The following is a 24873-nucleotide window of genomic DNA, read 5'->3' as shown; positions in this document are numbered from 1 at the left end:
CTCGAGAAGATTTTTCAACTACTGTTCCTTAATGGGTAGAGGAAAGTCCCAGAACGTTTAGTGTGATATCTTGACCATAGTATTCATCTGTTCCCATTTCCTTATACATGCTTCGGATAATATAGTTGTGTAACTTTCGAAGAAGGCGACCATTTACCCATACGGCTTGAATATATACAAGAAGAAGCAAGAAGGAGGTCCTAAGTCCTCCCCTTGCTTCTCTGTATGGTTGTCCATATATACGTAGTACATAGCATTCATTAGGGCGGATTTAACCCTTAAAATATGCTAACACAGCAATATTACTTACTGCTTGTACCTTCATCTGTTGTTGCATCTTTATCTGTTCCAGTCGTACCTTGGTCAGTCTTGGTATCCGTACCTGTGGAGTCATCCGTTTTTGGTTCGGTTGTTTTCTCTCCTTCAGTTCCTGTACCCGTAGTACCTTCAGTTGTGCCTTCAGTCGTACCTTCTTCAGCTTTTTCTGTTTTTGGCAGTTTGACTTCTTTTACGATTTTGTCCAATTCATTTTGCATGAACGTATCGATTTCAGCTGCAGCCAATTGGCTCTTCAGGCTTTCTTTTTGTTCAGCCGTCAATTTGGCAAAGTCAGCTTCTGTACGAGCTTCCACTTTCATGACGTGGTAACCGTACTCTGTCTCTACTGGATCACTGATTTTGTTCAGTGGCAACGTTTTTGCAGCTTGCTTAAATGCCTCTACCCAGCTGCCTACAGGTGTTTCTTCATACAATCCACCTTTTTCAGCAGAACCTGGATCTTCGGAATACTCTTTTGCAATTTTAGCAAAATCAGCTCCACCATCCAACTTGGTTTTTACTTCTTTTGCAATCTTCAGTGCATCTTCTTTTTTACGCTCTTTTTGCGTTTTTGGATCTGTGAAGTTAATCAGCACGTGACGAACGGAAGCCGTAGTGAACTGATCTTTGTTTTTCTCAAACTCAGCCTTGATGGCATCTTCCGTAACGCCTGTTTCCTTGTCTTTGATTACCGTCATGATGCGAGTCATATAATCTTTAATGTTCTGGTCAGTCAGGTTCTGAGCTTTCAGCATCTCAGTCCATTGATCTGCCTGAACAGAAGCTTTCATTTTATCGAATTGTTCGGTTGCTGTTTTGGCACCTGCTGTTTTGGCTTCTTCACTTGCTTTGCCACTCAGATATTCATAAGCAACTTCCTGTTTCACCAGGTACTCCTTGAAATCGTCCATATCCATCATTTGTGCATATTCCGGATACAGGAATTTCATAACACGTTGTTCCATGTCGAATTCATTGGCTGTAATGGTACCACCATCATACGTAGCGACTACAGCACTTGTATCTGTCGATTCTGGTGCTTTTGCTTCTTCCTTCTTGCCGCAAGCAGCAAGCAATGATAAGGACAGTACTGCGACCATGCTCACAGACAGTACTTTTCCTACCTTTTTATACTTTGGTAACATCCTTTAGTTCCCCCTTTGATTTAAAAGCAGTCTTCATGGACTCCAGAATTTTCTCTACCAGCTCCATCAGTTGCTTATCCCCAAGCCCCTTGCCTTTAGCGTGAATCAGCATATGGGGTCCTTGTTCAAATTGTACACGTCTTTCGAACTGATTTCCAATGTGCGCGATTTTCGAGAGTTCAAAGGCATGTTCGCGCCCTTCGTAGAACTTCACGGTGATGTCCTCACCGCGTTGGGAAATGGACTCAATACCATAGATTTTGCCGTATACTTTCATCCGCGCAACAGCCAGCAAGTTAATGACGGCCTCCGGAAGATCACCGAACCGGTCCACCAATTCGTCTTCCAATTCCATCGCATCGTCGAAGGAGGCAATGACCGCCACTTTTTTGTAGATCTCAATCTTCTGAATACTGTCATAAATATAATCGGACGGCAAGTAAGCATCGATACTGAGATCCAGGGTTGTGTTCCACTGGTCGGAAGGTACCGGCTCTTCGCCAAGCATCGTAACTTTGCGTTTGTTGATCTCCTCTGCGAGCATCTGGGAATACAGATCGAACCCGACGGAAGCGATAAAGCCATGCTGCTCTGCTCCTAACAGATTGCCCGCACCACGGATCGACAAGTCACGCATGGCGATTTTGAATCCCGAACCCAGTTCAGTGAATTCCTTAATCGATTGCAGACGTTTCTCGGCAACTTCAGTAAGAACTTTGTCCCGTTGGTACGTGAAATAGGCATAGGCAATACGGTTGGAACGACCCACTCGGCCGCGCAGCTGATACAGCTGGGAAAGCCCCATTTTATCCGCATCATGTACGATCAGGGTATTTACGTTCGGAATATCTACCCCGGTCTCGATGATACTTGTGCTCACAAGCACGTCATATTCACCATCCAGGAAGTCCAGAATCGTCTTCTCTAGCTCTGTTTCCGACATCTGGCCATGTCCTACACCAACCTTGGCTTCAGGCACCAGTTCAGAAATTTCGGCAGCCATCTCCTGAATTCCCTGAACACGGTTGTAGAGGTAATATACCTGACCACCACGTGCCATCTCACGCTCAATAGCCTCGCGTACAAGCGCCTGGCTATGTTCAACCACATAAGTCTGTACCGGGAAACGATTCTCTGGGGGAGTCTCGATAACGGACAGATCACGCACACCCAGCATGGACATGTGAAGGGTCCGCGGAATCGGCGTTGCCGTCAGCGTCAGTACGTCTACATTCGTTTTCAGCTTCTTCAGTTTTTCCTTGTGGGTTACTCCGAAACGCTGTTCTTCGTCGACAATGAGCAGTCCCAGGTCCTTGAACACCAGATCCTGTGACAGCAATCGATGCGTTCCAATCACAATATCCACTGTACCTGCCTTGATGCCTTTTGCTGTTTCATTCTGCTCTTTACGGGAGCGGAAACGGCTCAGCACATGAATGTTGAACGGATAACCGGAGAAACGCTCACGGAATGTCTCAAAATGCTGCTGTGCCAAAATCGTTGTCGGCACGAGTACAGCCACCTGTTTCCCTTCAATTGCTGCTTTGAACGCAGCACGAATAGCCACCTCGGTTTTGCCGTAACCGACATCCCCACACAATAAACGGTCCATTGGACGGTTTTGTTCCATATCCTTCTTGATTTCCTCGATCGCACGCACCTGATCACGTGTCTCATCGTAAGGGAACATGTCCTCAAACTCCTGCTGTTCCGCAGAATCCTTGTCGAATCCAAACCCTTTGGAGGTCTGACGCTCCGCATACAGCTTGATCAGATCATCAGCAATATCCTGTACGGATGTGCGGACTTTATTTTTAACCCGTGTCCACTCGTTACCGCCCAGCTTGTATATTTTCGGTTCTTTCTCTTCGGAACCAACGTATTTCTGAATCAGATCAATCTGTTCAATAGGTACAGACAGTTTGTCTCCACCCGCATAGAGAATATGCATGTAGTCTTTATGAATGCCGCCAACCTCAAGTGTGCCGATCCCCAGGTACTTACCAATCCCGTGGTTCTGGTGAACGACATAATCGCCCACTTTTAGCTCGCTATAGGATTTGATCCGTTCCGCATTGTCTACATTCCGAATCGGTTTCCGTACTTTACGCTGTTTTTGCGAGAACATCTCGCCCTCAGTCACGACAGCCAAATGAATGGATGGCATTTCAAACCCGGTTTGCAAGTTACCAATCAGCATCTCCGGCTCTGGAATATCATAGTCCATCAGTACCCGGCGCATCCGATCCAGTCGTTCCTCACCATTCGCCAGCATGAGCACTTGAACGCCAGCCTTCTGCCAACGCTCCATCTCTGCCTTCAGTACATTCATCTGTCCATGGAAATCCTGCATGCCACGACTGATGAAGTTCAGAATGTTTTGTGGTTGGGTGTGTGGAACCTGACGCAAAAAGATCGACATAAACAGCGTCTGGAATGGACGCTCATACAAGAGTTCATCACCGTCTGCGGATAATGGAAGATCCGGAAGTGTTTTTCCGTTTTGCATCAAGTGCAAATTCCACTCCGATTCATCACGGTCCAGCTGTTTTGATGTCTCCGAGAGTCTGGCAGGCTCATCAAGAACCAGCAGCGTATCTTCTGGCATATAGTCGTAGATCGTTTTGTTCTCCGGATAGAGCGGAGATATATATTTATACATTTCGGAGAAATACACGTGCTCTCGTAAAAGCTCAATCTCCCGGTGAATTTCTTCACGAAGACGCAGCTTCGCCTGCCGGTCCGTCATTTTCTCCAGCTGTTGCTCCAGCAAAAGGACAGCCGCATCCGCAGCCTTTTCCATCCGTTCACGGTCTGCGATTAACTCCTTGCATGGAAGAACCGTAACTTCCCCAATCCGTTCAATCGAACGTTGATCCGCTGGGTCAAATGTCCGAATGGAGTCGATTTCGTCATCAAATAACTCCACTCGATACGCGATCGATGAAGTAACCGGATAGAAATCGATGATGCCACCACGTACACTCATCTCACCGCGAGATTCCACGCGTTCCACACGCTCGTATCCGAGCTTTACCATCTCCAGCAGGAAGGAATCCAGTTGAAGTGTGTTGCCTTGTTTAATCAAAATTCGAGCATTGGCCATTACTTCCGGAAGCGGGACATAGCGTCTTACCCCGGAAAAGGGAATAACAACAACGCCCCTGAATCCCTGGGCGCAGCGGACCAACACATCAATGCGCTGACCCAATGTTTCCGGGCTGGAAACAGCAGCTTCAGCAGCGACAAGTTCGTTGGCAGGATAGATCAACACCTGATCAGGTGAAAGCGCTTCCTGTAAATCTTCTGCAATTTTTTGGGCTGAAAACATATTATGCGTTACTACGAGCAATGGTCGATTCATTACCTGATGCAGAGCAGCCAGCATAATCTGACGCGCTGATCCGGACAAACCGGAGACCAATTGCTCTTTCATGCCGGACTTGATTCCGGCTGTAATGGACCCGAAGTCCGGATCTTTGGAAAAAGCCTGTATAAGTGCTTGTAACAAAAGGGGCACCTCTCTTATAACTTACTTGATTATCTCACGCATACGCGTAGCATCACTATTAAAATGGATACAAATTCCTTTTTGTCCTGTTTCATCATAAAGGATTACTCGCAACATTGCCACATCTGTTGATGTGGCTGAGCCTGATTTGGAGATAGCGCTGGTTTTCATTCCAACTGAAAAGAAGCCTCAGCAGGCTGCCAAGGCTATAAAAGGTGGAGCGTTATTACGCAACCGCCCTCAACTGTCATTCGATCCTGTTACAGGCGATGTCTACTGAAGCGGACTCGCGAGCAGGCTAAGCTCCGGATTGTGCTCCAGGGCTTCCTTGCAATAATCACATGTAATCCGAACGGTAATGTCACCACCGGAATTATACGCTATTATATCCCTCCGCTCGTCGGGGGTCAAGAAATGAAAGCCGAGCTCTACTTCCGTTATCCGGGCAGAATCGATTCGTCCAATAAAGGTGCGGCAATGCCGACATACGTAATTCACTGACATGTTTATGCCTCCTGAACATGGTTTATACGTCCAGTATGTCCAATATGGCTGAATCGAACCCGTCTTTTTTGATCATTTTACCAATATTTCTTACACAATTAACCGTTAAACTTCGCCATTGTTTGTTCAAACGTATGGGTCAAGCTATGCTCCAGGGCATCACACGTTTGCTCAATAGTCTGATCAAGGGCTTCCTTTTCTTTCTTCATAAATGTCGACAGTACATAATCGACTATGGCATGTCCTGGTTCAGGCCGGGATATTCCCATGCGTACCCGGTTAAACTGCTGTGTACCGGTATGCTGAATAATGGACTTGATCCCATTATGTCCACCTGCACTGCCTTGATAACGTAATCTGACTTTGCCAATCTCTGTATCCATGTCGTCGTACACAACAATCAGATCTTCAAGACTAACTTTATAAAAATCCATATATGCCCGAACCGATTCACCAGACAAATTCATATAGGTCATTGGTTTGATTAGCACGGTTTTCACACCGCCGATATTGCCCTCTCCAATCAGCGCCTTACATTTACTCTGTGTAATGGAGATACTATGACGATCTGCCAACCGATCCAGCGCCATAAAACCGATATTATGACGGGTTTTGGCATAGTTCGAGCCTGGATTTCCAAGTCCGACAATCCACTTCATCTTGTTCCCTCCTTCGGATTAGCCTGAGGTGAGGCATAGACTTCGAAAGTTATATTTCATATAATATCAGGAAAGTAACGTTCCGAATTTACTGTAGTATTCACAGTTCATATTTTATCAACCCAGGAAGGTGAGCGGGTTTTGCGCGAAGACAACGGACAACTGACTCAACATAGCGATTTTATCTATCATCTCGAATATCACGTACCTGTACAGGTATACGACCGCGACACCCATATTGAGATCGGTCTCATCACACGTTTCGATAATCAATTCGTCGAAATTGCCAACACGCTTTTTCATCGGCGTCGTTTCCGGTTTATCTCCCGCCCAGGGTATTAATGAACTGATCAGCGTCTGTTTCACTTATAATAAAACGGCACGCCGACAGGGGTTACATTTTCCATTGAACCGGAAAACGTAACCCCTCTACTACTTTATGCAGACATCCTTATTCAATTTCAAACAGCTTGCTGATTGACAATTCCTCATGAACCCGGATAATTGCTTCTCCGAGCAAAGGCGCTACAGACAACACTTTGAGTTTGCTTGTCGGATTAGCATGCGTAATTGGAATGGTATCCGTTACGATGACTTCCTTCAATGGTGCATTCTCCAAACGTTCCATCGCAGGTCCGGACAATACAGGGTGAGTACAGCACGCGTATACTTCTTTTACGCCGCCTTCCATCAGAGCATTCGCTCCCAGTACAATCGTTCCTGCCGTGTCAATAATGTCATCGATCAGAATGGCTGTTTTACCCTCGATGTTACCGATAATGTTCATCACTTCGCTGACATTCGGCTCAGGACGACGCTTGTCGATAATCGCAAGAGGTGCATTCAGGAAATCAGCCAGTTTACGTGCGCGTACTACGCCACCGTGGTCAGGCGACACAACAACTGGATTTTCGATCTGTTTCGACCGGAAATATTGAGCCAGAATTGGCACACCGAGCAAATGATCGACCGGAATGTCGAAGAATCCCTGAATCTGCATTGCATGCAAGTCCATCGCGATGACACGGGTTGCACCCGCTTTTTCAATCAGGTTGGCAACCAGTTTCGCTGTAATCGGGTCACGCGAACGCGCCTTGCGATCCTGTCTTGCATAGCCATAATAAGGAATAACGACGTTAATCGTCTTGGCAGATGCCCGTTTAAGTGCATCGATCATAACGAGCATTTCCATCAGGTTGTCATTAACCGGCAAGCAAGTGGACTGCACGATGTAGACGTGACAACCCCGAACACTCTCGGAGAGTTTCACTTGAATCTCACCATCACTAAAGCTGGTTGTATGAGATTCACCCATAGGAATCCCGATATAATCAGCAATTTGATGGGCGAGCTTGGGGTTAGAATTGCAAGTAAATATTTTTAATTTCGAATCAAAATAAGTCATAAAATAAAAACCCTCCGTGCTGGTTCATTGGAATCTATAAGCGTCTGCGACATGTCGGCACCTCCCGGTCTTCGGGAGGCAATCTTGTTATCAAAACCCCTTATTGGGGTTTGGCATTTTGTTTCTTGGCTTTGGCACGTCCGCGAATCTTCTCCGCATAACCAGGTTTATTCTCCTGACGTGGACGAGCAATGGCCAGATCATTCTCGGGAACGGAATGGGTAACGGTGGAGCCAGCAACTACATAAGCGCCTTTTCCTACCGTAATCGGTGCGATTAGATTGACGTTGCTGCCTACAAAAGCATCATCTTCAATCGTTGTCACAGCTTTATTATAACCATCATAATTGACAGTTATTGCCCCGCATCCAACATTTACGTTTTTCCCTACTTTGGCATCCCCAATATAACTGAGATGAGATACTTTGGAGCCTTCATCAATTGTAGCATTTTTCACTTCAACAAAGTCACCAATTTTTACGTTGCGACCAAGTTTAGTCCCTGGACGCAAATTAGCAAATGGACCAACCGTTGCATCAGAACCAACCTCGGCATTGGACAATACCGAATGTTTAATCGTAACTCCATCCTGAATAACGCTGTCTTCCACATCTGCCTGAGGACCAATATGACATGCTTCCCCAATGGAAGTTATGCCTTTGAGGATCGTCCCCGGATACAATACTGTATCTGATCCAATCGTAACATCCGCTCCGATATATGTCGATGACGGATCAATGATCGTAACACCGTTCAACATATGGCGTACGGCGAGACGTTCACGCATGAAGGCTTCGGCTTGTGAGAGTGCGAGTCGGTCATTAACCCCGATGGATTCTGCGATGTCATCTGACATGTAAGCCTCAACGACTTCTCCATCATTGCGGAAAATGCCAACCACGTCTGTAAGATAATACTCTCCCTGAGCATTCTGGTTCGTCACTTTTTCTAGGGCAGCAAACAATTTGGCATTATCGAAACAGTATGTGCCTGTGTTAATCTCATTCACAGCATCTTCCTGCTCCGTGCAATCCTTTTGTTCCACAATCCGTTGTACAGACCCATCTTCTCCGCGAATCACTCGGCCATAGCCTTTGGGATTGTCCAACTGAGCCGTAAGAACTGTCGCTACTGCTCCGCTACTCTCATGGAGCTTCATCAGACCTTCCAGCGTCTCACTGGTCACAAGTGGTGTATCTCCACATACCACAATGGTAGAGCCTGTTTCGCCACCAAGCAACGATTTAACCTGCTTCACTGCATGCCCTGTTCCCAGTTGTTCCGCCTGAAGCGCGTACTCCGCTCTGGAACCTAAAAATGACTGCACCGCTTCGGCACCATGACCGACTACAACTACACTGCGTTCAACGCCTGCGCTGAGTGCTGCATCCAGCACATGTCCAACCATAGGTTTACCGCATACGGGATGCAGTACTTTGTACAATTTTGATTTCATTCGTTTCCCTTGCCCTGCGGCAAGAACGATTGCCATTCGTTTCAAAATTAACGACCTCCTGTTCTGAAAATCCCATTGAAGTGCATTTCTATCTCTATCCAATGAGTATCGTTCAGCCGGCTTCAAGCCGGTCTTGTTCATCGCCTGCTGTCTCTGTAATCACACGTAACAACGCGGACACCAACGACTCGTGACCTATATGTTTACGCCGTGTACCTGCGAGCTTAACCGAATCCCAATGATTCCTAAGATGCCGCCCTGCCACCAAGCGCACGATGCGCTTTTTGTTCTCTGCTAATAAACTCAATACTGAATATATCTTATTCCGGTCAAAAAGAAAAGAGAGCCATAAGACATGGCTCTCTTTTCCTTCGAACCCCAATAATGTTCTCAGGCACCTTCTTCAATGACTTCTTCCTCAGTTGCTGCGCGATCATATTCAGTCAAAACTGCTGCCTGAATCTTCTCACGAGTACCGGAAGAGATCGGGTGGGCGATATCACGGAACTCTCCGTCAGGAGTCCGCTTGCTCGGCATAGCAACAAACATTCCGTTGTTACCATCAATGACACGAATGTCATGAACGACGAATTCGTTATCGATGGTAATGGATGCGATAGCCTTCATTCTCCCCTCCGAGTTAACACGGCGGAGTCTGACATCCGTAATTTGCATGTGTGTGTTCACCACCTTTTTCCATCAGAACTTGGTGTATAATTCCACACAGCCTATACGAACTCCTTCTTTTTATAACCACAAAAATTTCCTAATTTCAGGAATTTTTTTATTTAATACACAATTCGACAACGTTAGTGCCAGGTCGATGGAAAAGAACCTTTCCCGACATGAAATTCGTCATCTTTCTACAGGTCAAAATAGTTGCCAGGCTTCACGGAAATGTGTCTGCTCTTGGCATCAACCGCTGTTAGCTTAGCCAGTGATACGTAATCTGTTAGCAGGCGTTCTTCTGAATCCACAGAACCAGATTCAACCAGTACCCCTACCCCGGCTACCGTAGCATTAAACTCGGCCAAAAGATCGATCATTCCTTGCACCGTACCCCCAGCCTTCATGAAGTCATCCACAATAAGTACTCTGGAGTGCTCACGCATCGCCCTGCGAGACAGGGACATGGTATGCAGACTTTTATGGGACCCCGATACATAATTGATACTTACGGCCGATCCTTCTGTAGCCTGATGGTCCCTGCGAACGAGCACAACAGGCAGGTTGAGCTGGGCTCCGGTCGCATAAGCCAGTGGAATTCCCTTGGTTTCTACCGTCATAACCACATCAATATTCATGTTGCCAAAGGCCGTTGCAAAGATCTTGCCGGCTTCATTCATCAATGCGGGCTGTCCCAGCAGATCGGACATGTACAGGTATTCTCCAGGCAAGATCCGGTCAGGCTGCGCGAGCTGGGTCGAGAGTCGCTCTGCAAATGCCAATGCCAGTTCTCGGGACACCTTCGGAATCCATCTAACTCCCCCGGCTGCTCCAGCCAGTGTATTCAGTTCTCCTGACCCACCTTCTTCGAACACTTCCTTGATAATCGCCAGATCTTCACTAATCGAAGACTTCGCGGCTCCATAGCGTTCGGCAAATGTGGTGAGCGGAATAACCGTATGCGGTCTGGACAATAAGTATTGCGTCATTTCAACCAGCCTTGCGCTTCGTTTTAACTTCTTCACAGAGATCCATCCTCACGATCACGGAAACATCTAAATCCGAATAATTATTTAAAAATATACCACCTTTATACGTGTTTGTACATTATAAAAGCGAATTTTACGTCAACATACGTACAGCGTACACTTCTTTGCAGAAGCCCCGCAGACCATTGTATATCCGGGCAACCTTGGATTCTTTCGACACCAAACCGAATACCGTTGGACCACTGCCTGACATCAGCACACCGTCTGCACCCAGACGAATCATGGCATCCTTCAGATGCTGAACTTCCGGATACAGCTTCAACGTTACATCTTCAAGCACATTGCCCATCTGGTTACATACATCCGTAAATGATTGGTCACGAATAGCCTGCTCCATTTTCTCCGCACTCGGATGCCGAACAATCTTGTCACTACGGAACCGTCCGTATACATCGGCTGTAGACACATTAATAGGCGGCTTGGCCAGGATAACCCAACATTGCGGCGGATTAGGTATAGGCGTCAATTTCTCACCACGTCCTGTAGCGAGCGCTGTCCCTCCTGTGATACAGAATGGAACATCCGAACCGAGTTCAGCTCCAAGCTCCTGTAGTTCGTGATCCGGTATATTGAGCCGCCAGAGGCGGTTCAATCCACGCAGAGCTGCTGCTGCATCACTGCTACCGCCTGCAAGTCCAGCTGCAACTGGAATTTTTTTGTCCAGATGAATATGAACTCCCGTGTGCACGTTATAGCGCTCCTTAATAAGCCGGGCTGCCTGGAAAGCCAAATTTTTCTCATCCAGCGGGATATACCCTGCCTGACTGGAGATGAAAATGGTATCTCGCGGCAGTTCCGACATTTCCAGCCGATCGGCCAGATCGACCATGGTCATGATCATTTCAACTTCATGGAATCCATCGCTTCTTTTATGTAAAACGTCCAGCATCAAATTAATTTTAGCAGGCGCTTTTTCGTAAATTTTCAAGGCGTTCACCCGTCCTCACCTTTTCCCTAAGACAACTTAACATATTATATCAAAATGGGGCTGTCAAGTCATTTCTATTCCGCATCTATGGGGAAAAAGCGGGGTGATTCCTGACGGATTTCCCCGCTTTACAATCTGATTGAAACGGATTAGGATTTGCGCGCGGCCTGTTCAGCAAGTTGAATTGCACGTTTAACCATATTTCCTGCATCTTTGGCTTTGATTCCGCCCCAGCCTTCCTGTTGGACCGTGTCATAGAAACCCAGGTCTTTTGCTAGTTCATTCTTCAGATCCTCTGACATGACACTTCTTCTTCTCCGACTCATGAACCATCCTCCTCCTTAGTATCCATCATGATGTGATGAGTTCGTTCACGTTTTAGACAACATGCCCCAGGCCAAGTTCAGTTTCCCACCAATTGCTTAAGAAACTGTTCCTTCACCTGTCCAAATAGTATGCCGCGACCGTTCTTAACTCATTCCTAAGTATGTATGGTTTACCTTAGAGGGCGAATTGGTTGTTTTATGAAAAACAAAAAAGCGATCCGCCTTGTGGGGCGAATCGCCTGTAAAACGATACTTACGTCTCCATATAGGAGCTATGCGTCTGGCTGCCCGGGTCATAGACCATGACTTCCACCGATTCCGTAAGTATATCCGCATAACTATAAGATACTCGCTTGAAAGTTTCTTGTTCCTCATCAAGCTTAACAATAAAAACAGAAGGGTACGTTTCTTCCAATACACCCGTACGCTCAATGGTCTTACGGCGGCCACCATTAGCCCGCAACATAATTTTCTGACCAATATGTGCGTCGAGATTGCGTTTGATATCCAACAGCGTGTTTTTAGCCATTGTCGACGACCACCTCTTTTCTTGTCCATTATACCGGATTTTACAGTCATTGTCAAATCAAAACTAATTATTATATCAGCATCAAAAAGTTGTTGTCAATGAATTTTTTCGCAAACAAAAAAAGCCCCAAATTGGGACTTTAAATGGCCTACATCAGACCGCAGATGGGTTCACTTTTAGCGTGGATAAATCATTTAAGCCCGGCAGACCTACCCGGTAACTCCCACGTGTCTCCACACCACCCACACCTTGGCTACCACTGATGGTATTGTGCAGAACATCACTCATGTTAACTGTATCCCGCACAGATGTGAAGGAGGCCTTCGCTGCCACATAGACCGGATCAAGTGCATGAATAAGAATCCTGCCCGGAGAACTGGCAAAGTTCGCTCCAGCGCGCAGCAGTGCCTCAAAATGGGACTGACAGGCCCCTGCCACGATGGTTAGTGCATCCAGATGACGTTCATATTGTCTGGCCACCTGAATAGCCGCCACAAAATTTTGCGAGTTCTTGTAGCTACCAAGACTATATAAGTCATAGGGCTGACGCGTCTTTAACACCCCATCATGACCCGTAATTACGACGATATCCGGACGGACTTTGGGTAACAAACGGTATAAGGTATCTGCCATTGCAGATTCATGAACATACTGTCCCTCCGCGGGAACGCGTAGTTGTTCATAGAGATCCATGCTTTTTTTCAAATAATTCGGGTCTCCATCCAGATGAAGCACCTTGCCAGGCATTTCAAAATAAGCTGGTTCCTGCTGAGCAGACCAATCCTGCACCAGACCTTCACGATTCCGCTCAGCCTGTTCCTTACGATTCTGCTGCAGGCGGGACAGCGTCTGATGTGCTTTAACATGTGCCTGTCTGGTCTTGGCACTTTGCGGTTCGTAGGGAACCTGTATCAAATCATCCACCGGGGAATCGGCAAGCAGCCGGAACTCAGTCCCTTTAATGACCGCAGTATCCAGCTGGAGGCCTTCCACCCGAAAAGTCACATCACCACCGTATGACTTCCGAACGACCAAGTCTCCGATATTCATCAACGTAATCACCTCTACCCCATCGTATGGGCAGAGACCCGGTTTGGTTCATTCGAATTTTACAGCGCTGCGCGTACCCCTGCTTCCCACATCACGGTGCTGAGTGTAGCATACTCCTGCAGACTTAACGTTTCTCCACGCCGGGAAGGTTGAATACCTGCCTGCTCCAACAGAATATCTGCCTGTTCTCGATTTTCCTTCGTGAAGAAGCGTGCTTTCAGGTTGTTCGAGATTGTTTTTCTCCGCTGGGCAAAAGAAGCCTGTACCACTTCGAAGTAGTGTGCTTCATCAGGAATCTCAACTGGCGGTTGCTCACGCACCTTCAGCTTAATAACAGCCGACTCCACATTAGGTTGCGGAATGAAGACCGTAGGAGGCACAATACAAACCAGCTCCGGCATACTGTAATACTGAACTGCGATGCTCAGACTACCGTAGTCTTTTGATCCCGGTGCAGCAGCCATGCGTTCAGCCACTTCTTTCTGAATCATGACGACAATGCTGTCTACCGGCAGCTTCTCCTCCAGCAATTTCATCATGATCGGGGTCGTTACATAATAAGGCAGGTTAGCCACGACACTGACTTTATCCACGGATGCAAAATCCGTATTAAACAACTCAGCCAGATCAAGCTTCAACACATCCCCATGATGAACACGTACATTCGAATACGGCTGCATCACTTCTCCCAGGATTGGAATCAAGCGCTGATCAATCTCTACGGCTGTGACAGGACCCGCTACCCGAGCCAATCGCTCTGTAAGGGCTCCAATACCCGGCCCGATCTCCAGCGCACCCTTGGACTCATCCAAATCGGCTGCATTAACAATTTTGTTCAGTATATTTTGATCGATCAGAAAGTTCTGACCCAGACTTTTCTTGAATGAGAATCCGTGTCTTTGAATAATCTCTTTGGTTCGCTTGGGCGTTGCAATTTCAATCGTTTCTTCCATGTCTCTCATATGCTCACAATCCTTCGCGTTCAATTTGCGCTAATGCTGTGGAGAACTCTTCCCGTGTAATCTGAAATACACTCAGACGTTTGTGAAACTGCTTACCATTACAATATCCAATGCCCAGCAGATTGCCCATCTCCATACGGCGTGCGGCAGCCTGCGGGTGTACGATAAGTCCTGCCGCAATGAGGTCCTCCCAATCGATGAGGCTTGGAGCACCTTCGTATGAAGTATGTACGCGTTCCAGCGCGTGCCGAATCGCCTCTGGTGAGGCGTTTTCCACCCCGATGTCTCCTTTACGCGTCGCATCGGCTTCCGGAATGAAGGCATGCTTGCAGCCAGGGACCTTGTTCGCAATAATTTTACGAATGCGCTCGCCGGCATGATCCGGATCTGTGAGTACAATGACTCCCCGTCTCTCCTGAGCAAGCGCAATCCGTTTTAGAATGCGTTGGTTGATGGCTGATCCACCTGTTTCTATCGTATCGGCTTGCACAGCCCGGCGAATGGCTACCGTGTCATCGCGGCCTTCCACCACAATCACTTCTTTTATCATGTTCCATTTCTTCCTTTCTAACGCAAAAAGAAGAGGAATATCCTCTTCTCTGCCAAACGGCGGGGGAGACTGAATTCAGACCCCTCCGCCGCATATTCCGCATGAATCATTCATGCAACTATTTTATAGCATTCCCATTTCAAAGTAAAACGATTTTAGTTCGCTTCCGGCTTCACCGGACCGATCACGTAGACCGTCTTGCCTTTCTTACGTCCAAAATTCAGGGCATGCTTCACACTGTCATAATATACATCAATTTTGTTCCCTTTAATGGCACCGCCTGTATCTTCCGCACGACGGAAGCCCAGACCCTCGATATATACCCACCAGCCAATTGGAATGACTTTGGGATCAACCGCAATGGTGCGCCCTTCCGTTACACGAGTACCGGAAGCTGTTTTGGTGCCAATGCCAGGCTCTTCGGAAGAGTAGGCAGTCATGGATACGTTCTTAAGTACTTTGGAGTATTTAAAAGAAGTCCCGGATACGGTAATCACTTTGCTGCCCGAGGCAGATGTTTTCTTCGAGTTCGTTGTTGTAGCCTTTTTGGTTGTAGAAGTTTGAGCCGATACCGTCTGAATCTCAGGTTCTTTCACGACCGGTTTCGCTTTGGTGCCGACAGCAATCACTTTATCTACACGATTATTCGCGACGGATTTGCCGACCATTTTTTTGGAGACCAATTCTCCATCCTGAAATACCTTTTCGATATGCTGTACAAGTGTGCCTTCTTTGCCGTTCACAACGACACGGTTATCCCCTTTGTACAAGCTAGGGTCAGCCGTTTTAATTACTTTGTAAGCGATTGGTTGCTCTACATCCACTGTACGCTTTGTTACACGCACTACACGGATCTTCATATCCGCTTTGATAGCAGTTCCAAGCGCCGGATACACTTTATCATTATTTTCAACTTGAATACCTGATTTTTGAATTGCATCTTCTACCGATGAATCGGTTGTATACAGAGTCTTGGTGTCTCCGTCTGCCGTAATGTTGACTGGAACGGCCCGCTCAATAACGATTCGGTCTCCATCTGTAATTGCTCCATTGAGCGGAATGGATACCTGATCGTGAGGGCTGACTGTGATTGACTGCTCCTCCAGCATTTCCTGAAGCATTCCTGTACGAGTCTCTACCACCTGAGCTTTGCCATCAATAACCAGTGAAATTTGTTTCCCGGCCTGACCGTAAACGACTAACAAGATCATGATTGTAAGCGCAATTGAGAAAATCGCGATCAATGCCATTTGACGCATGTTCTCATGCTTCCACCGCAACGCGAAAGACTTACTGGATGATCGTGACTCATGGGTCTCTTCTGGTTGGAATGTGCCCACTTCTCCGTCCTCCTTCATAGCCTCGTCGTCTAAAGTAATGCATGATGTCTTTGACGTGACTATACCAATTTTTCTACAGAACACAGGTCGGACCATATGACCGGTTCTGCACCATGAACCCATCTTCGCAACATGATGTCATCCTCCTGAATACCTACCGTATGATGACAACATTTCTTTTATTCAAAAACAAAAAAGCCAAAGAAAGAGTGTAAGAGGAACTCTTTCGTGGCTTCCGAATGATTTTGAATATCGGAAATTCATGCACGAGGTTGCCTCTCTTTTTCCGCTTGCGAGGTTAGCTGTCGGGTTCGGGCGAAAGAGAGCCGCCCTATCTTGGGTCACCCGCTCATGGCGGACGCCCTTGAATTCACCCCGAGACCCAAAGAAGAAATCAATTATGGCTTCGCAATTCCTTTCGCTGCTTTTGGGTCAGCGAATGCTGCGCAGCAGCTAAATACACTGCTATTTAAGCCCTATTGGTTCCCCCGCTCTCCGTTAACGGAGACTCAGCGAGACTGATTCATGAAAGTAATGTTGTTTCATCGGAAAGTGTCCCTTTGTTCATCCCCCGAACATCTGTCCAGTTTTCCGCACAACAATTCACTGAAAAGATGATATCCTGTTTTGATGCATGTTGTAAAGCGTTGATCAAGTACGTTTTTCTGAATATTTGGTTAAAATATTGTAATATTCTTGATCTATTTGGATCAAAGGGCAAATTACCTCCGCTTACCTGCCTTTTTCACCTGATTTACTCGATTTTTTAACAAATCCCAAATCGTTCCATGGCATTTTTGGTTGTTATTGCAGCAATTTCCTCTACCGAAATGCCTTTAATTTCCGCTGCTGCCTCTGCAACCAGACGTACATGCGCTGTCTCATTCCGTTTCCCACGATACGGATGAGGTGTCAAATATGGAGCATCTGTTTCAATGAAAAATCGGTCCATCGGAACCTTCGCCAGCACCTCTTTGGGCTGTTTTGCATTTTTGAATGTGATCGGGCCTCCGAAGGACAGATGGAAGCCCATATCGAGACAACTTTTGGCGGTTTCCCAGCTGCCTGAGAATGAGTGCATAACACCACCAACCTCGCCAGCTTTCTCTTCACGCAAAATTCTTATGATATCCTCGTGCGCATCTCGATTATGGATGACAATGGGCATGTTCACTTCACGAGCCAATGCAATTTGTTGTCGTAATACGCGATGCTGCACTTCCTTCGGTGAAGTATCCCAGTGATAATCCAACCCAATCTCACCGATCGCAACCACTTTTTCATGCTTGCATAAAGATGCAATCCATTCCAGATCTCCCTCCTGCATCGTGATCGCATCTACGGGGTGCCACCCTACAGCTGCATATATAAAGTCATATGTTTCAGCAAGTTTCATTGTGGTCGGGATCGTCTCCCGGTTAAAGCCAATGTTGATCATGCGACCAACTCCGGCATCCACAGCACGCTGAATCATGTCCTCGCGGTCCTCGTCGAATTGTGGCGCATCCAGATGTGTATGTGTGTCGAACAGCATCATGTTTGTATCTCCCTTCATGTCGAACTAACGACTATCTTTGTTTAAAAATTCAATGTGTAAAATTCAATATATCATTGCTTCATAGATAAAACATTTTGGTGAATCTGTATATTGCCATCATTACATTCATTGCATCGCAACTACAATATATAGAAGATGTACAGATATTCTGATCTACATATGGCTGATTGAGATGATTCCACTTGCCTGCATTTACAAAATTATGTCGATCTACATATACTGCCCATTAAAGCAGATTACTGTATCATGGAAAATAGCTCTTTTAGAAAGTCTTTTGAACTCAAAGTTTTCACCAAGTTGTACCCTCATCCATCATTACAAGAAATAGGGGCGTATATGGGACGGTAATTCATGAATAATCGCATCCACCTTGTTTTGCGGGTAATACAAATGATGTTTCCCCCGATGCAGCCCACTAATGGACCGGACAATGTCGGATACTTCTGACAACTCATGTAACTTGTCCTGTCGATCGAGCAGAAGAATCTGCTTATCCGTGGATTCATCCAGACGAAACACATCATACGGATTATCCGACGGAAAATCAATTTCAAGATCATATTCGGGATTGAGACCTGCCTGGATAAAAGCTTCCCGAATCTCTTCCATCATTGTCAAGTCGGTCTGTTCAAGCTCTACATACTTATATAACTTGCGATCCATGAAACGTTCGCATAACTCACTCAGAACAGCATCGTCCTCCTTGCGCCACTGCGCAAATGCCGTCTGAATCAAGGCTTCGTCCAACTGCAAATATTCATCTACCGATAGTTCTCCTTCAAATAATTGAGGAAGTGGATCAATCAAGAAGCGGAATTGGAAACCTTCTTCTATGAGTTTTTTCGCTCGCTTGAATATTTGCCGCAATATAATTTCGGAACTACGGGTTACTGGATGAAAGTAAATCTGCCAATACATCTGGTACCGAGACATTAAGTAATCCTCCACAGCATGCATGCCTGACTCCTTGACTACAATCCGTCCATGATAGGGCCGCAGCATGCGAAGGATACGATCAAGATCGATCGTGCCATAATTTACTCCCGTAAAGTAAGCATCCCTGAGCAAATAATCCATACGGTCCGCATCAAGAGGACTAGTCACCAGATTGACTACAATGGGCTGCTCATACGTTTTTTGAATCACAGAAGCCACTTTCTCAGGAAAATCAGGAGCATACCGTCTTAAGATTGCCCCTACTTCGGTATCACCTGTAATGATGCGACAAGTCCAATCTTCATGATTCATGTCAAAAGCTTCCTCGATGGAATGAGAGAACGGCCCATGCCCAAGATCATGAAGTAGAGCTGCGCACAGCGCTACAATCTTTTCGTCCTTTGGCCAATCTGAATAATGACTTCTTTCAAATTGAGAGATGATCTTGCGCGTAATTTCATACACACCCAGTGAATGTGAGAAACGACTGTGCTCTGCTCCATGAAAGGTTAGGTAAGAAGTCCCCAACTGACGAATCCGGCGTAACCGCTGAAATTCAGGGGTGTTGATTAACTCCCATATAATCGGATCTTGCACGTGGATATAATTATGTACCGGGTCTTTAAACACTTTCTCTTCTGTTAGACGTTGTTCCATGTCGACTCACTCCTTTAATTTCTTTTATATTAACGCTTAGACCTCTACGATTCTCCAAACATTCGACACAATATGACGAACTTTGTCGAATGAGGCAGTTTTGTCGTTTTCCAAATCGACAAAGCTGACATTGATGTTTAAATACGAAAAACAGCTTGCAATCCCTTACCACCAGCAACCTTAGGAAAAACAGCCTTAATTTTAAGCTAATTTTAAGGTTGACTGATTTGGGAATCGTTGGTATGATGAGTATCATAAAACATAAAATAATGTCGAATAATGACAATGATAGTTAGCTGAGAGGAGCACTGATTATAATGATGAAATCAACAGGTATTGTAAGAAAAGTGGACGAACTGGGACGGGTAGTTATTCCGATTGAATTACGCCGTACGCTCGGTATTGGTGAAAAAGATGCTCTGGAAATCTACGTTGACGGCGAGCGCATCATGTTGAAAAAATACGAGCCTGCTTGTATCTTCTGTGGTAATGCAGAGAACGTTACTTACTTCAAAGGTAAAATCGTATGTAACGAATGTATTTCCGAAATCCCTGCACCTGTAGCAAAATAAAAAAATACAGCTATACTGGACTTATCTAAATTGTTATTTCTAACCTTTTTAATATTCCTTAATGGCCTTCCCGGTGTGAATACCACCGTGGAAGGTATTTTTTTGCCCTGTTATGGGTTCCATTACCCAAAATGAGTCTGTTACACTCCTCCAAGGAGAGAGTGGTGAAATTCGTTTGCAATTATTTGAACCACTCTGTTCTTTTTAATGTTCCATTCATGTTGAAGGTCAGATTCACTATTCGATTAACGCATTATATACATCGCGCTTCGTCAGACCACGATCGGTTGCCGTTTTTTTCATCGCATCTTTGCGGTTATGTCCTTCACCCTCATAATGGCTGACATGATCGGCGAGCGACATGAGCTGCCACCAAGCTTCGCGCTCAGCCTTACGCTCCTCTTCCTTGATGCCTTCCACCAGCAAACAGTACTCTCCAAGAGGCGGATGCTCTTCAAGCCAGTCGATGCATTCCTTCACACTACCCCTTGCGAATTCCTCATGACGCTTGGTAAGCTCACGTGCCAGGACGATCGAGCGATCACCCAGAATTTCTTCAAGATGGACTAATGTTTTTCGAATGCGGTGAGGTGATTCATAAAATAACAAAGTCCCATTGGATTCGTCAAAAGCCTCCAGCACTTTTCGCATGTCCTTTTTCTCCCGAGGCAAAAAGCCGCCGAATGTAAAACGCTCCGTCGGTAATCCGGACACGATCAGAGCAGACAAAGCAGCATTGGGTCCAGGGATAGGAATGACCGTAATTCCAGCTTCAAGCGCAAGCTGTACAAGGTCGGAACCCGGGTCCGAGATGGCCGGCAGACCAGCATCGCTGACGAGTGCCAGATTTTTACCTTCTATTATATAGCGTATCAGTTCAGGGCCGCTTGCTCCCTTATTATGTTCATGATAACTAAACAACATGGACGGTGTAATTTCAAAATGGGTAAGCAACTTTCGAGTCTGACGTGTATCTTCTGCCGCAATGATGTCGCAGCTCTGCAACGTCTTGATCGCCCGGAATGTCATATCCTCCAGATTACCAATGGGTGTTCCCACCAGATATAGCTTGCCTGAGCCTTCAGGCTGCTCCGCATAGCTTTTCTGAATATGCAAAGTCATCTAAATTCCTCCTTTCGTTGTACGCTCAGCATGCTGCTGACCATAATAGATATCCATTATCTCTTCGCAGTATTTCCCCTCTTCATTGTAGACAATGAGTGGAGGAAGCATCCTCACTTCGGGTTTACCATCTTTCATTCCTTCAATTAACACCATATTGGCTTCCAGATGAGCACGGGGATGTACCATCCTAATTCGTTTTGGCTCCAGCTTATACTCACGCATGAGCGAGATAATCTCTGCAAGCCGCTGTGGACGATGAACCATTGATACTTTGCCACCATTACGTACAAGTCGACTGCAAGCCTGGATCACTTCTTCCAGGGTACATCCGATCTCATGACGTGCCATAGCCTGATGTGTGTTCATCTTGAGATCACTGCCATTCAGAGGCATGTATGGGGGATTAACTGTTATTGCATCATAGACAGCGTGGCCCGTTTCTTTCACCAGTTCTCGCAAATCACCTTCACGAATCATAATCGATTCGTCCAGTGCATTTAATTGCACACTGCGACGAGCCATATCAGCCAAACGTGGCTGAATCTCAATCCCTTCCAGGTTAGCCTCCGTGCGCGTTGTAAGCAGAATAGGAACTACTCCATTGCCTGTACACAAATCAAGTACACGCCCCCGTTTGGGGACGGAAGCAAACCTAGCCAACAATACCGCATCCATTGAAAAACTGAATACTTCATCACTTTGAATGATTCTCAGATCATGAGAGAGCAGATCATCAATCCGCTCTGACTCATGTAACACTACTTCTTTTGCTTCCATATGTTACGCTCATCCTCCGGTACTCTATATCTCATGTTTGTATCTTTAGGTTTGTAACCTTGAAAAAAAACCGTAGGGGATCCCTACGGTCACTTCATTTATTCAAAAAAGACAGGCAGAATAGACAATCGCCTTCCGTCCGCAGATGTCCATAATAGACGTTGCAGATATGGAAGCCCTCGTGATACAACCGAGCCAGATTATCATACCCTTCACCCACGACATCTTCACCTGTAGCCGGACCTGCGGGTCTTGCTACAGGAGCGAGTGCTGCGGAGATTGGCAGATCTGCCGGAGCCTCACGTTTGAGCAGTTTGCGTAACTGCTCATTCTCGATGGTAAGCCGCTGATTATCCTCAAGCAGCTCCTTCACAATCATTTTTAACTCTCCTAAATCACCGTGCAACTGACCCAGTTGGGTTTCCATTTCATGAATGTGCGTAAACAGATTTTTCTTTTCCAAGTTTCCACCCCGAAGCAACCTTTATGGTTTACTTGATAACGACGTCATCCAGCGGAAGTTCTTTGACTTTACTGATGTCGAACAGTTGAACATGGACTGTGCGGCTACCGGCATTAATTCCGACAACTTTTCCTTCACCCAATGAGGTGACGACCAGTTTGCCTACAGCCGGCAGTTCTTCTCTCACACTTTCATAGTTATCATGCTCAAATTTCAGACAGCACATGAGTCTTCCGCACAACCCTGAAATTTTCGTCGGATTCAGTGACAGGCTCTGATCTTTAGCCATCTTGATTGATACCGGCTCAAAGTCTCCCAGCCAGGAAGAACAACACAACACACGGCCGCAAGGTCCGATTCCGCCAAGCATCTTCGCTTCATCACGTACACCAATCTGTCTCAGCTCGATTCGTGTCCGGAAAATACTTGCCAGATCCTTAACCAGCTCCCGGAAATCGACTCTTCCTTCAGCTGTAAAATAAAATATGATTTTATTGCGATCAAACGTAAATTCCACATCAACCAGCTTCATTTTGAGGCCATGGTCTTTGATTTTATTTAAACAAGTACCGAATGCTTCTTTGGCTGCACGCTTGTTCTCATCAACCACACGGGCATCTGTCTCGCCCGCAACACGGATGACCTTCTTCAGCGGCAACACCACATCGGACTCGCCCACTTCCTTCTTACCAACAACAACCTTACCGTACTCTACCCCCCGCGCTGTCTCCACGATAACGCAGTTTTCTTTCTCAATGGGAAGGTCCAGGGGATCGAAGTAATAAATTTTGCCCGCTTTTTTGAAACGGACACCCACTACACTGTACAAAAAATTAACCCCCTTGTAAGCCAACCCCACTTCGTCTGAAGCCCCGTCTTCTTAGGGAACCGGCCGAAGTTATAACCGTTTGCATATGATTGGAGCTAAAGCTGCCCTCTCCCAGTCTTATGCCAAACCGATCAAAAATTGCTCCAGACAAAGCTGGCCATTGACATTGAAACGCAATTTTTTTCTGCATGCTGCGGCCATATCCATATAGGAGACCCACTGCTCTGTGCTGCGGGTATGTGCCAACTGAGATAGCATGTCTAACTGATCTATAAAAACGATATGTTCATGCCTATCGTACTGAACATACAGCATGTCCCTAAACCATAGATGGAACAAACTAAGAAGCATGTCCAGGTGTTCAGAGAGTCCGGTTTTAAAAAGCTTCTGCTGTGCAGAGATCAATGATGTACTTCCTCTACCCAGGGACTCCTTCCCTAATTGTAACATTACGTTTCTAATTTCTGCAAACCAATTCTGCTGGAGAATTTCTCTACATGCTTCCAATCCTGACGCTAAATGGACGGCAGACCGAGCCAGATTGGCAGGGTGCCCTTCCTCAATCAGAGATTGTAACATCTCCTCCGGATTCAGTGCGCTGAACGGCACCAATTGGGAACGAGACCGGATGGTGGGCAACATAGCCTGTCCATTATCTGTAATTAGGATGCCGACTGCTGGTACTTGTGGTTCCTCCAGAAATTTAAGCAGACTGTTCGCTGCCTGCACCGTCATTTTCTCGGCTTGTTCTATAATATATACTTTGGGATGGCCTGCCTCAGATCGATATGAAAAGATACGCTGCAGGTCCCGGATTTGATCTATTTTGATGTTGTTTCCATCTGGTGCAAGCATGGTTAGATCCGGATGGTTACCATGATCCACCTTACGACATTCAAGACACTGCCCACATGCGTCGTCTTCCAACTCTGTACAAAATATCGCTTTGGCGAAAGTAATTGCCGTCTTCCGTTGCCCGCTACCCGCTGGACCGCTAAATAAATACGCATGGCTTATTGCCTGACGTCTCAAACTGCTTTGTAACATTTGCTTGGCCGCCTGTTGACCCATAATTTGTTGAAAGGACATACTTCCTCCTCAGAAGCTTAAATTAATAAGCATCCCCCGAATTTCGCCTACTTGTTGTAATAGAGAGATTTTTCCTTCTTCTGTATCCAGCAATTCATCAGCCATGGATAACAGAGCGGAGTCAATTTCATCAATCAGCTTATAACGCTTGCCTCTGCCACGACGATCCCAACCCCTTGTCTCTTTCATGGATACACCGCGGCGAACGGTCTCTTCCAGAAACCTTTTAACAAGTTGCTTATACGCCTTCAGCTCACGAATCGTCATGGAACGTGCCAAGCGATCGCCCTGAAGCTGGATTTCACTAAACCGGCGATTCAGTTCAGCTTGTGAGGCTCGTTCCCCCTGGTGATTCATCATATCAGAGAAATTTTTGGATTGGACCGGTTTGGAACCTGAATCAGTAGAACTGATTCCGCTCTGAATCGGTCTAAATCCAGGATTGATTTTCATGGATACGCCTGCTTTC

Annotated in this window: 26 protein-coding genes and 1 riboswitch; of the genes, 2 read left to right on the top strand and 24 right to left on the bottom strand. The window is 46.2% G+C overall.

Features of this window, described 5'->3' with window-relative positions; genetic code table 11:
* Positions 1–302 precede the first annotated feature (302 nt).
* From M1D71_RS00225 to pth, 4 genes are all read right to left on the bottom strand, one after another.
* Positions 303–1463, bottom strand: coding sequence for a peptidylprolyl isomerase (locus tag M1D71_RS00225; RefSeq protein ID WP_458124807.1), 1161 nt, complete (start codon positions 1461–1463; stop codon positions 303–305).
* Entirely contained in the window at positions 1447–4974 is a 3528-nt protein-coding gene (gene mfd / locus M1D71_RS00220; protein ID WP_458124806.1) for a transcription-repair coupling factor, read from the bottom strand. Before mfd ends, M1D71_RS00225 begins: the two co-directional genes overlap by 17 nt.
* 273 nt (positions 4975–5247) lie before the next feature.
* On the bottom strand, positions 5248–5478 hold the full coding sequence (locus M1D71_RS00215) for an anti-sigma-F factor Fin family protein (RefSeq protein ID WP_017691368.1): 231 nt from the start codon (positions 5476–5478) through the stop codon (positions 5248–5250).
* Positions 5479–5576: 98 nt separating this feature from the next.
* On the bottom strand, positions 5577–6137 hold the full coding sequence (gene pth, locus M1D71_RS00210) for an aminoacyl-tRNA hydrolase (RefSeq protein WP_017691369.1): 561 nt from the start codon (positions 6135–6137) through the stop codon (positions 5577–5579).
* Between the two features lie 141 nt (positions 6138–6278).
* On the opposite strand from pth, the gene M1D71_RS00205 reads away from it, so the two are divergent.
* Positions 6279–6479, top strand: a complete 201-nt coding sequence (locus M1D71_RS00205) for a hypothetical protein (RefSeq protein WP_076216763.1) — start codon at positions 6279–6281, stop codon at positions 6477–6479.
* A 109-nt stretch (positions 6480–6588) separates the two neighbouring features.
* On the opposite strand, the gene M1D71_RS00200 is transcribed toward M1D71_RS00205, so the two are convergent.
* The 14 genes from M1D71_RS00200 to M1D71_RS00135 all read right to left on the bottom strand — a co-directional run bounded on the left by M1D71_RS00200 (position 6589) and on the right by M1D71_RS00135 (position 19549).
* Entirely contained in the window at positions 6589–7542 is a 954-nt protein-coding gene (locus M1D71_RS00200; protein WP_017691370.1) for a ribose-phosphate diphosphokinase, read from the bottom strand.
* A 100-nt stretch (positions 7543–7642) separates the two neighbouring features.
* On the bottom strand, positions 7643–9034 hold the full coding sequence (glmU, locus tag M1D71_RS00195; protein ID WP_458127121.1) for a bifunctional UDP-N-acetylglucosamine diphosphorylase/glucosamine-1-phosphate N-acetyltransferase GlmU: 1392 nt from the start codon (positions 9032–9034) through the stop codon (positions 7643–7645).
* 76 nt (positions 9035–9110) lie between these two features.
* Positions 9111–9305, bottom strand: a complete 195-nt coding sequence (locus M1D71_RS00190) for a hypothetical protein (RefSeq protein WP_458124805.1) — start codon at positions 9303–9305, stop codon at positions 9111–9113.
* A gap of 83 nt (positions 9306–9388) precedes the next feature.
* Entirely contained in the window at positions 9389–9673 is a 285-nt protein-coding gene (gene spoVG, locus M1D71_RS00185; RefSeq protein WP_017691372.1) for a septation regulator SpoVG, read from the bottom strand.
* Positions 9674–9861: 188 nt separating this feature from the next.
* On the bottom strand, positions 9862–10689 hold the full coding sequence (gene purR, locus M1D71_RS00180; protein ID WP_145326525.1) for a pur operon repressor: 828 nt from the start codon (positions 10687–10689) through the stop codon (positions 9862–9864).
* A 97-nt stretch (positions 10690–10786) separates the two neighbouring features.
* Positions 10787–11641, bottom strand: coding sequence for a 4-(cytidine 5'-diphospho)-2-C-methyl-D-erythritol kinase (gene ispE, locus M1D71_RS00175; RefSeq protein WP_458124804.1), 855 nt, complete (start codon positions 11639–11641; stop codon positions 10787–10789).
* 149 nt (positions 11642–11790) lie between these two features.
* The gene (locus M1D71_RS00170) at positions 11791–11967 is read right to left on the bottom strand and encodes a small, acid-soluble spore protein, alpha/beta type (RefSeq protein WP_017691375.1); all 177 of its coding nucleotides are present in this window, start codon (positions 11965–11967) and stop codon (positions 11791–11793) included.
* Positions 11968–12220: 253 nt separating this feature from the next.
* A complete protein-coding gene (gene veg / locus M1D71_RS00165) occupies positions 12221–12496 on the bottom strand; it encodes a biofilm formation stimulator Veg (protein ID WP_017691376.1) in 276 nt (91 codons plus the stop codon).
* Positions 12497–12649: 153 nt separating this feature from the next.
* On the bottom strand, positions 12650–13546 hold the full coding sequence (gene yabG / locus M1D71_RS00160; protein ID WP_458124803.1) for a sporulation peptidase YabG: 897 nt from the start codon (positions 13544–13546) through the stop codon (positions 12650–12652).
* Positions 13547–13605: 59 nt separating this feature from the next.
* A complete protein-coding gene (gene rsmA / locus M1D71_RS00155) occupies positions 13606–14508 on the bottom strand; it encodes a 16S rRNA (adenine(1518)-N(6)/adenine(1519)-N(6))-dimethyltransferase RsmA (RefSeq protein ID WP_458124802.1) in 903 nt (300 codons plus the stop codon).
* Between the two features lie 4 nt (positions 14509–14512).
* Positions 14513–15058, bottom strand: a complete 546-nt coding sequence (rnmV, locus tag M1D71_RS00150) for a ribonuclease M5 (RefSeq protein WP_458124801.1) — start codon at positions 15056–15058, stop codon at positions 14513–14515.
* Between the two features lie 155 nt (positions 15059–15213).
* Positions 15214–16398: a 3D domain-containing protein gene (locus M1D71_RS00145; protein WP_458124800.1), complete on the bottom strand. Its 1185-nt coding sequence runs from the start codon at positions 16396–16398 to the stop codon at positions 15214–15216.
* Positions 16399–16669: 271 nt separating this feature from the next.
* A riboswitch (cyclic di-AMP (ydaO/yuaA leader) is annotated at positions 16670–16923 on the bottom strand.
* Between the two features lie 241 nt (positions 16924–17164).
* Positions 17165–17935 (bottom strand): TatD family hydrolase, encoded by a 771-nt coding sequence (locus M1D71_RS00140; protein WP_458124799.1) that lies wholly within the window; start codon positions 17933–17935, stop codon positions 17165–17167.
* A gap of 336 nt (positions 17936–18271) precedes the next feature.
* Positions 18272–19549, bottom strand: a complete 1278-nt coding sequence (locus tag M1D71_RS00135) for an HD domain-containing protein (protein ID WP_458124798.1) — start codon at positions 19547–19549, stop codon at positions 18272–18274.
* Between the two features lie 317 nt (positions 19550–19866).
* Here M1D71_RS00135 and M1D71_RS00130 point away from each other — a divergent pair, with 317 nt between their 5' ends.
* Positions 19867–20121: an AbrB/MazE/SpoVT family DNA-binding domain-containing protein gene (locus M1D71_RS00130; protein WP_017691383.1), complete on the top strand. Its 255-nt coding sequence runs from the start codon at positions 19867–19869 to the stop codon at positions 20119–20121.
* 237 nt (positions 20122–20358) lie between these two features.
* Here M1D71_RS00130 and rsmI read toward each other — a convergent pair whose 3' ends face one another.
* The 6 genes from rsmI to M1D71_RS00100 all read right to left on the bottom strand — a co-directional run bounded on the left by rsmI (position 20359) and on the right by M1D71_RS00100 (position 24857).
* On the bottom strand, positions 20359–21243 hold the full coding sequence (gene rsmI, locus M1D71_RS00125; RefSeq protein ID WP_076334090.1) for a 16S rRNA (cytidine(1402)-2'-O)-methyltransferase: 885 nt from the start codon (positions 21241–21243) through the stop codon (positions 20359–20361).
* On the bottom strand, positions 21244–22023 hold the full coding sequence (locus M1D71_RS00120; protein ID WP_458124797.1) for a tRNA1(Val) (adenine(37)-N6)-methyltransferase: 780 nt from the start codon (positions 22021–22023) through the stop codon (positions 21244–21246).
* A 94-nt stretch (positions 22024–22117) separates the two neighbouring features.
* A complete protein-coding gene (yabA, locus tag M1D71_RS00115; protein WP_145326517.1) occupies positions 22118–22486 on the bottom strand; it encodes a DNA replication initiation control protein YabA in 369 nt (122 codons plus the stop codon).
* Between the two features lie 28 nt (positions 22487–22514).
* Entirely contained in the window at positions 22515–23315 is an 801-nt protein-coding gene (locus M1D71_RS00110; RefSeq protein WP_053778939.1) for a PSP1 domain-containing protein, read from the bottom strand.
* A gap of 117 nt (positions 23316–23432) precedes the next feature.
* On the bottom strand, positions 23433–24404 hold the full coding sequence (gene holB / locus M1D71_RS00105) for a DNA polymerase III subunit delta' (protein ID WP_253428866.1): 972 nt from the start codon (positions 24402–24404) through the stop codon (positions 23433–23435).
* A 9-nt stretch (positions 24405–24413) separates the two neighbouring features.
* Positions 24414–24857 (bottom strand): YaaR family protein, encoded by a 444-nt coding sequence (locus M1D71_RS00100; RefSeq protein ID WP_017691389.1) that lies wholly within the window; start codon positions 24855–24857, stop codon positions 24414–24416.
* Positions 24858–24873: the final 16 nt, after the last annotated feature.

The organism is Paenibacillus sp. Z3-2 (assembly GCF_054161325.1).
The sequence above is the reverse complement of the archived record's forward strand: the minus strand, read 5'-3'. Positions and strand labels throughout refer to the sequence as shown.

Bases quoted from the DNA above. Each gene is read 5' to 3' on its own strand.
- yabG (WP_458124803.1), bottom strand. From the start codon at position 13,546: ATGAATATCGGAGACTTGGTCGTTCGGAAGTCATACGGTGGTGATGTG.
- M1D71_RS00170 (WP_017691375.1), bottom strand. From the start codon at position 11,967: ATGAGTCGGAGAAGAAGAAGTGTCATGTCAGAGGATCTGAAGAATGAA.
- M1D71_RS00200 (WP_017691370.1), bottom strand. From the start codon at position 7,542: ATGACTTATTTTGATTCGAAATTAAAAATATTTACTTGCAATTCTAAC.
- M1D71_RS00120 (WP_458124797.1), bottom strand. From the start codon at position 22,023: ATGGAAGCAAAAGAAGTAGTGTTACATGAGTCAGAGCGGATTGATGAT.
- spoVG (WP_017691372.1), bottom strand. From the start codon at position 9,673: ATGCAAATTACGGATGTCAGACTCCGCCGTGTTAACTCGGAGGGGAGA.
- M1D71_RS00135 (WP_458124798.1), bottom strand. From the start codon at position 19,549: ATGGAACAACGTCTAACAGAAGAGAAAGTGTTTAAAGACCCGGTACAT.
- M1D71_RS00225 (WP_458124807.1), bottom strand. From the start codon at position 1,463: ATGTTACCAAAGTATAAAAAGGTAGGAAAAGTACTGTCTGTGAGCATG.
- pth (WP_017691369.1), bottom strand. From the start codon at position 6,137: ATGAAGTGGATTGTCGGACTTGGAAATCCAGGCTCGAACTATGCCAAA.
- rnmV (WP_458124801.1), bottom strand. From the start codon at position 15,058: ATGATAAAAGAAGTGATTGTGGTGGAAGGCCGCGATGACACGGTAGCC.
- M1D71_RS00130 (WP_017691383.1), top strand. From the start codon at position 19,867: ATGATGAAATCAACAGGTATTGTAAGAAAAGTGGACGAACTGGGACGG.
- rsmI (WP_076334090.1), bottom strand. From the start codon at position 21,243: ATGACTTTGCATATTCAGAAAAGCTATGCGGAGCAGCCTGAAGGCTCA.
- M1D71_RS00215 (WP_017691368.1), bottom strand. From the start codon at position 5,478: ATGTCAGTGAATTACGTATGTCGGCATTGCCGCACCTTTATTGGACGA.
- rsmA (WP_458124802.1), bottom strand. From the start codon at position 14,508: ATGAGAGACATGGAAGAAACGATTGAAATTGCAACGCCCAAGCGAACC.
- M1D71_RS00100 (WP_017691389.1), bottom strand. From the start codon at position 24,857: ATGAAAATCAATCCTGGATTTAGACCGATTCAGAGCGGAATCAGTTCT.
- glmU (WP_458127121.1), bottom strand. From the start codon at position 9,034: ATGGCAATCGTTCTTGCCGCAGGGCAAGGGAAACGAATGAAATCAAAA.
- veg (WP_017691376.1), bottom strand. From the start codon at position 12,496: ATGGCTAAAAACACGCTGTTGGATATCAAACGCAATCTCGACGCACAT.
- M1D71_RS00140 (WP_458124799.1), bottom strand. From the start codon at position 17,935: ATGATGCTGTTCGACACACATACACATCTGGATGCGCCACAATTCGAC.
- holB (WP_253428866.1), bottom strand. From the start codon at position 24,404: ATGTCCTTTCAACAAATTATGGGTCAACAGGCGGCCAAGCAAATGTTA.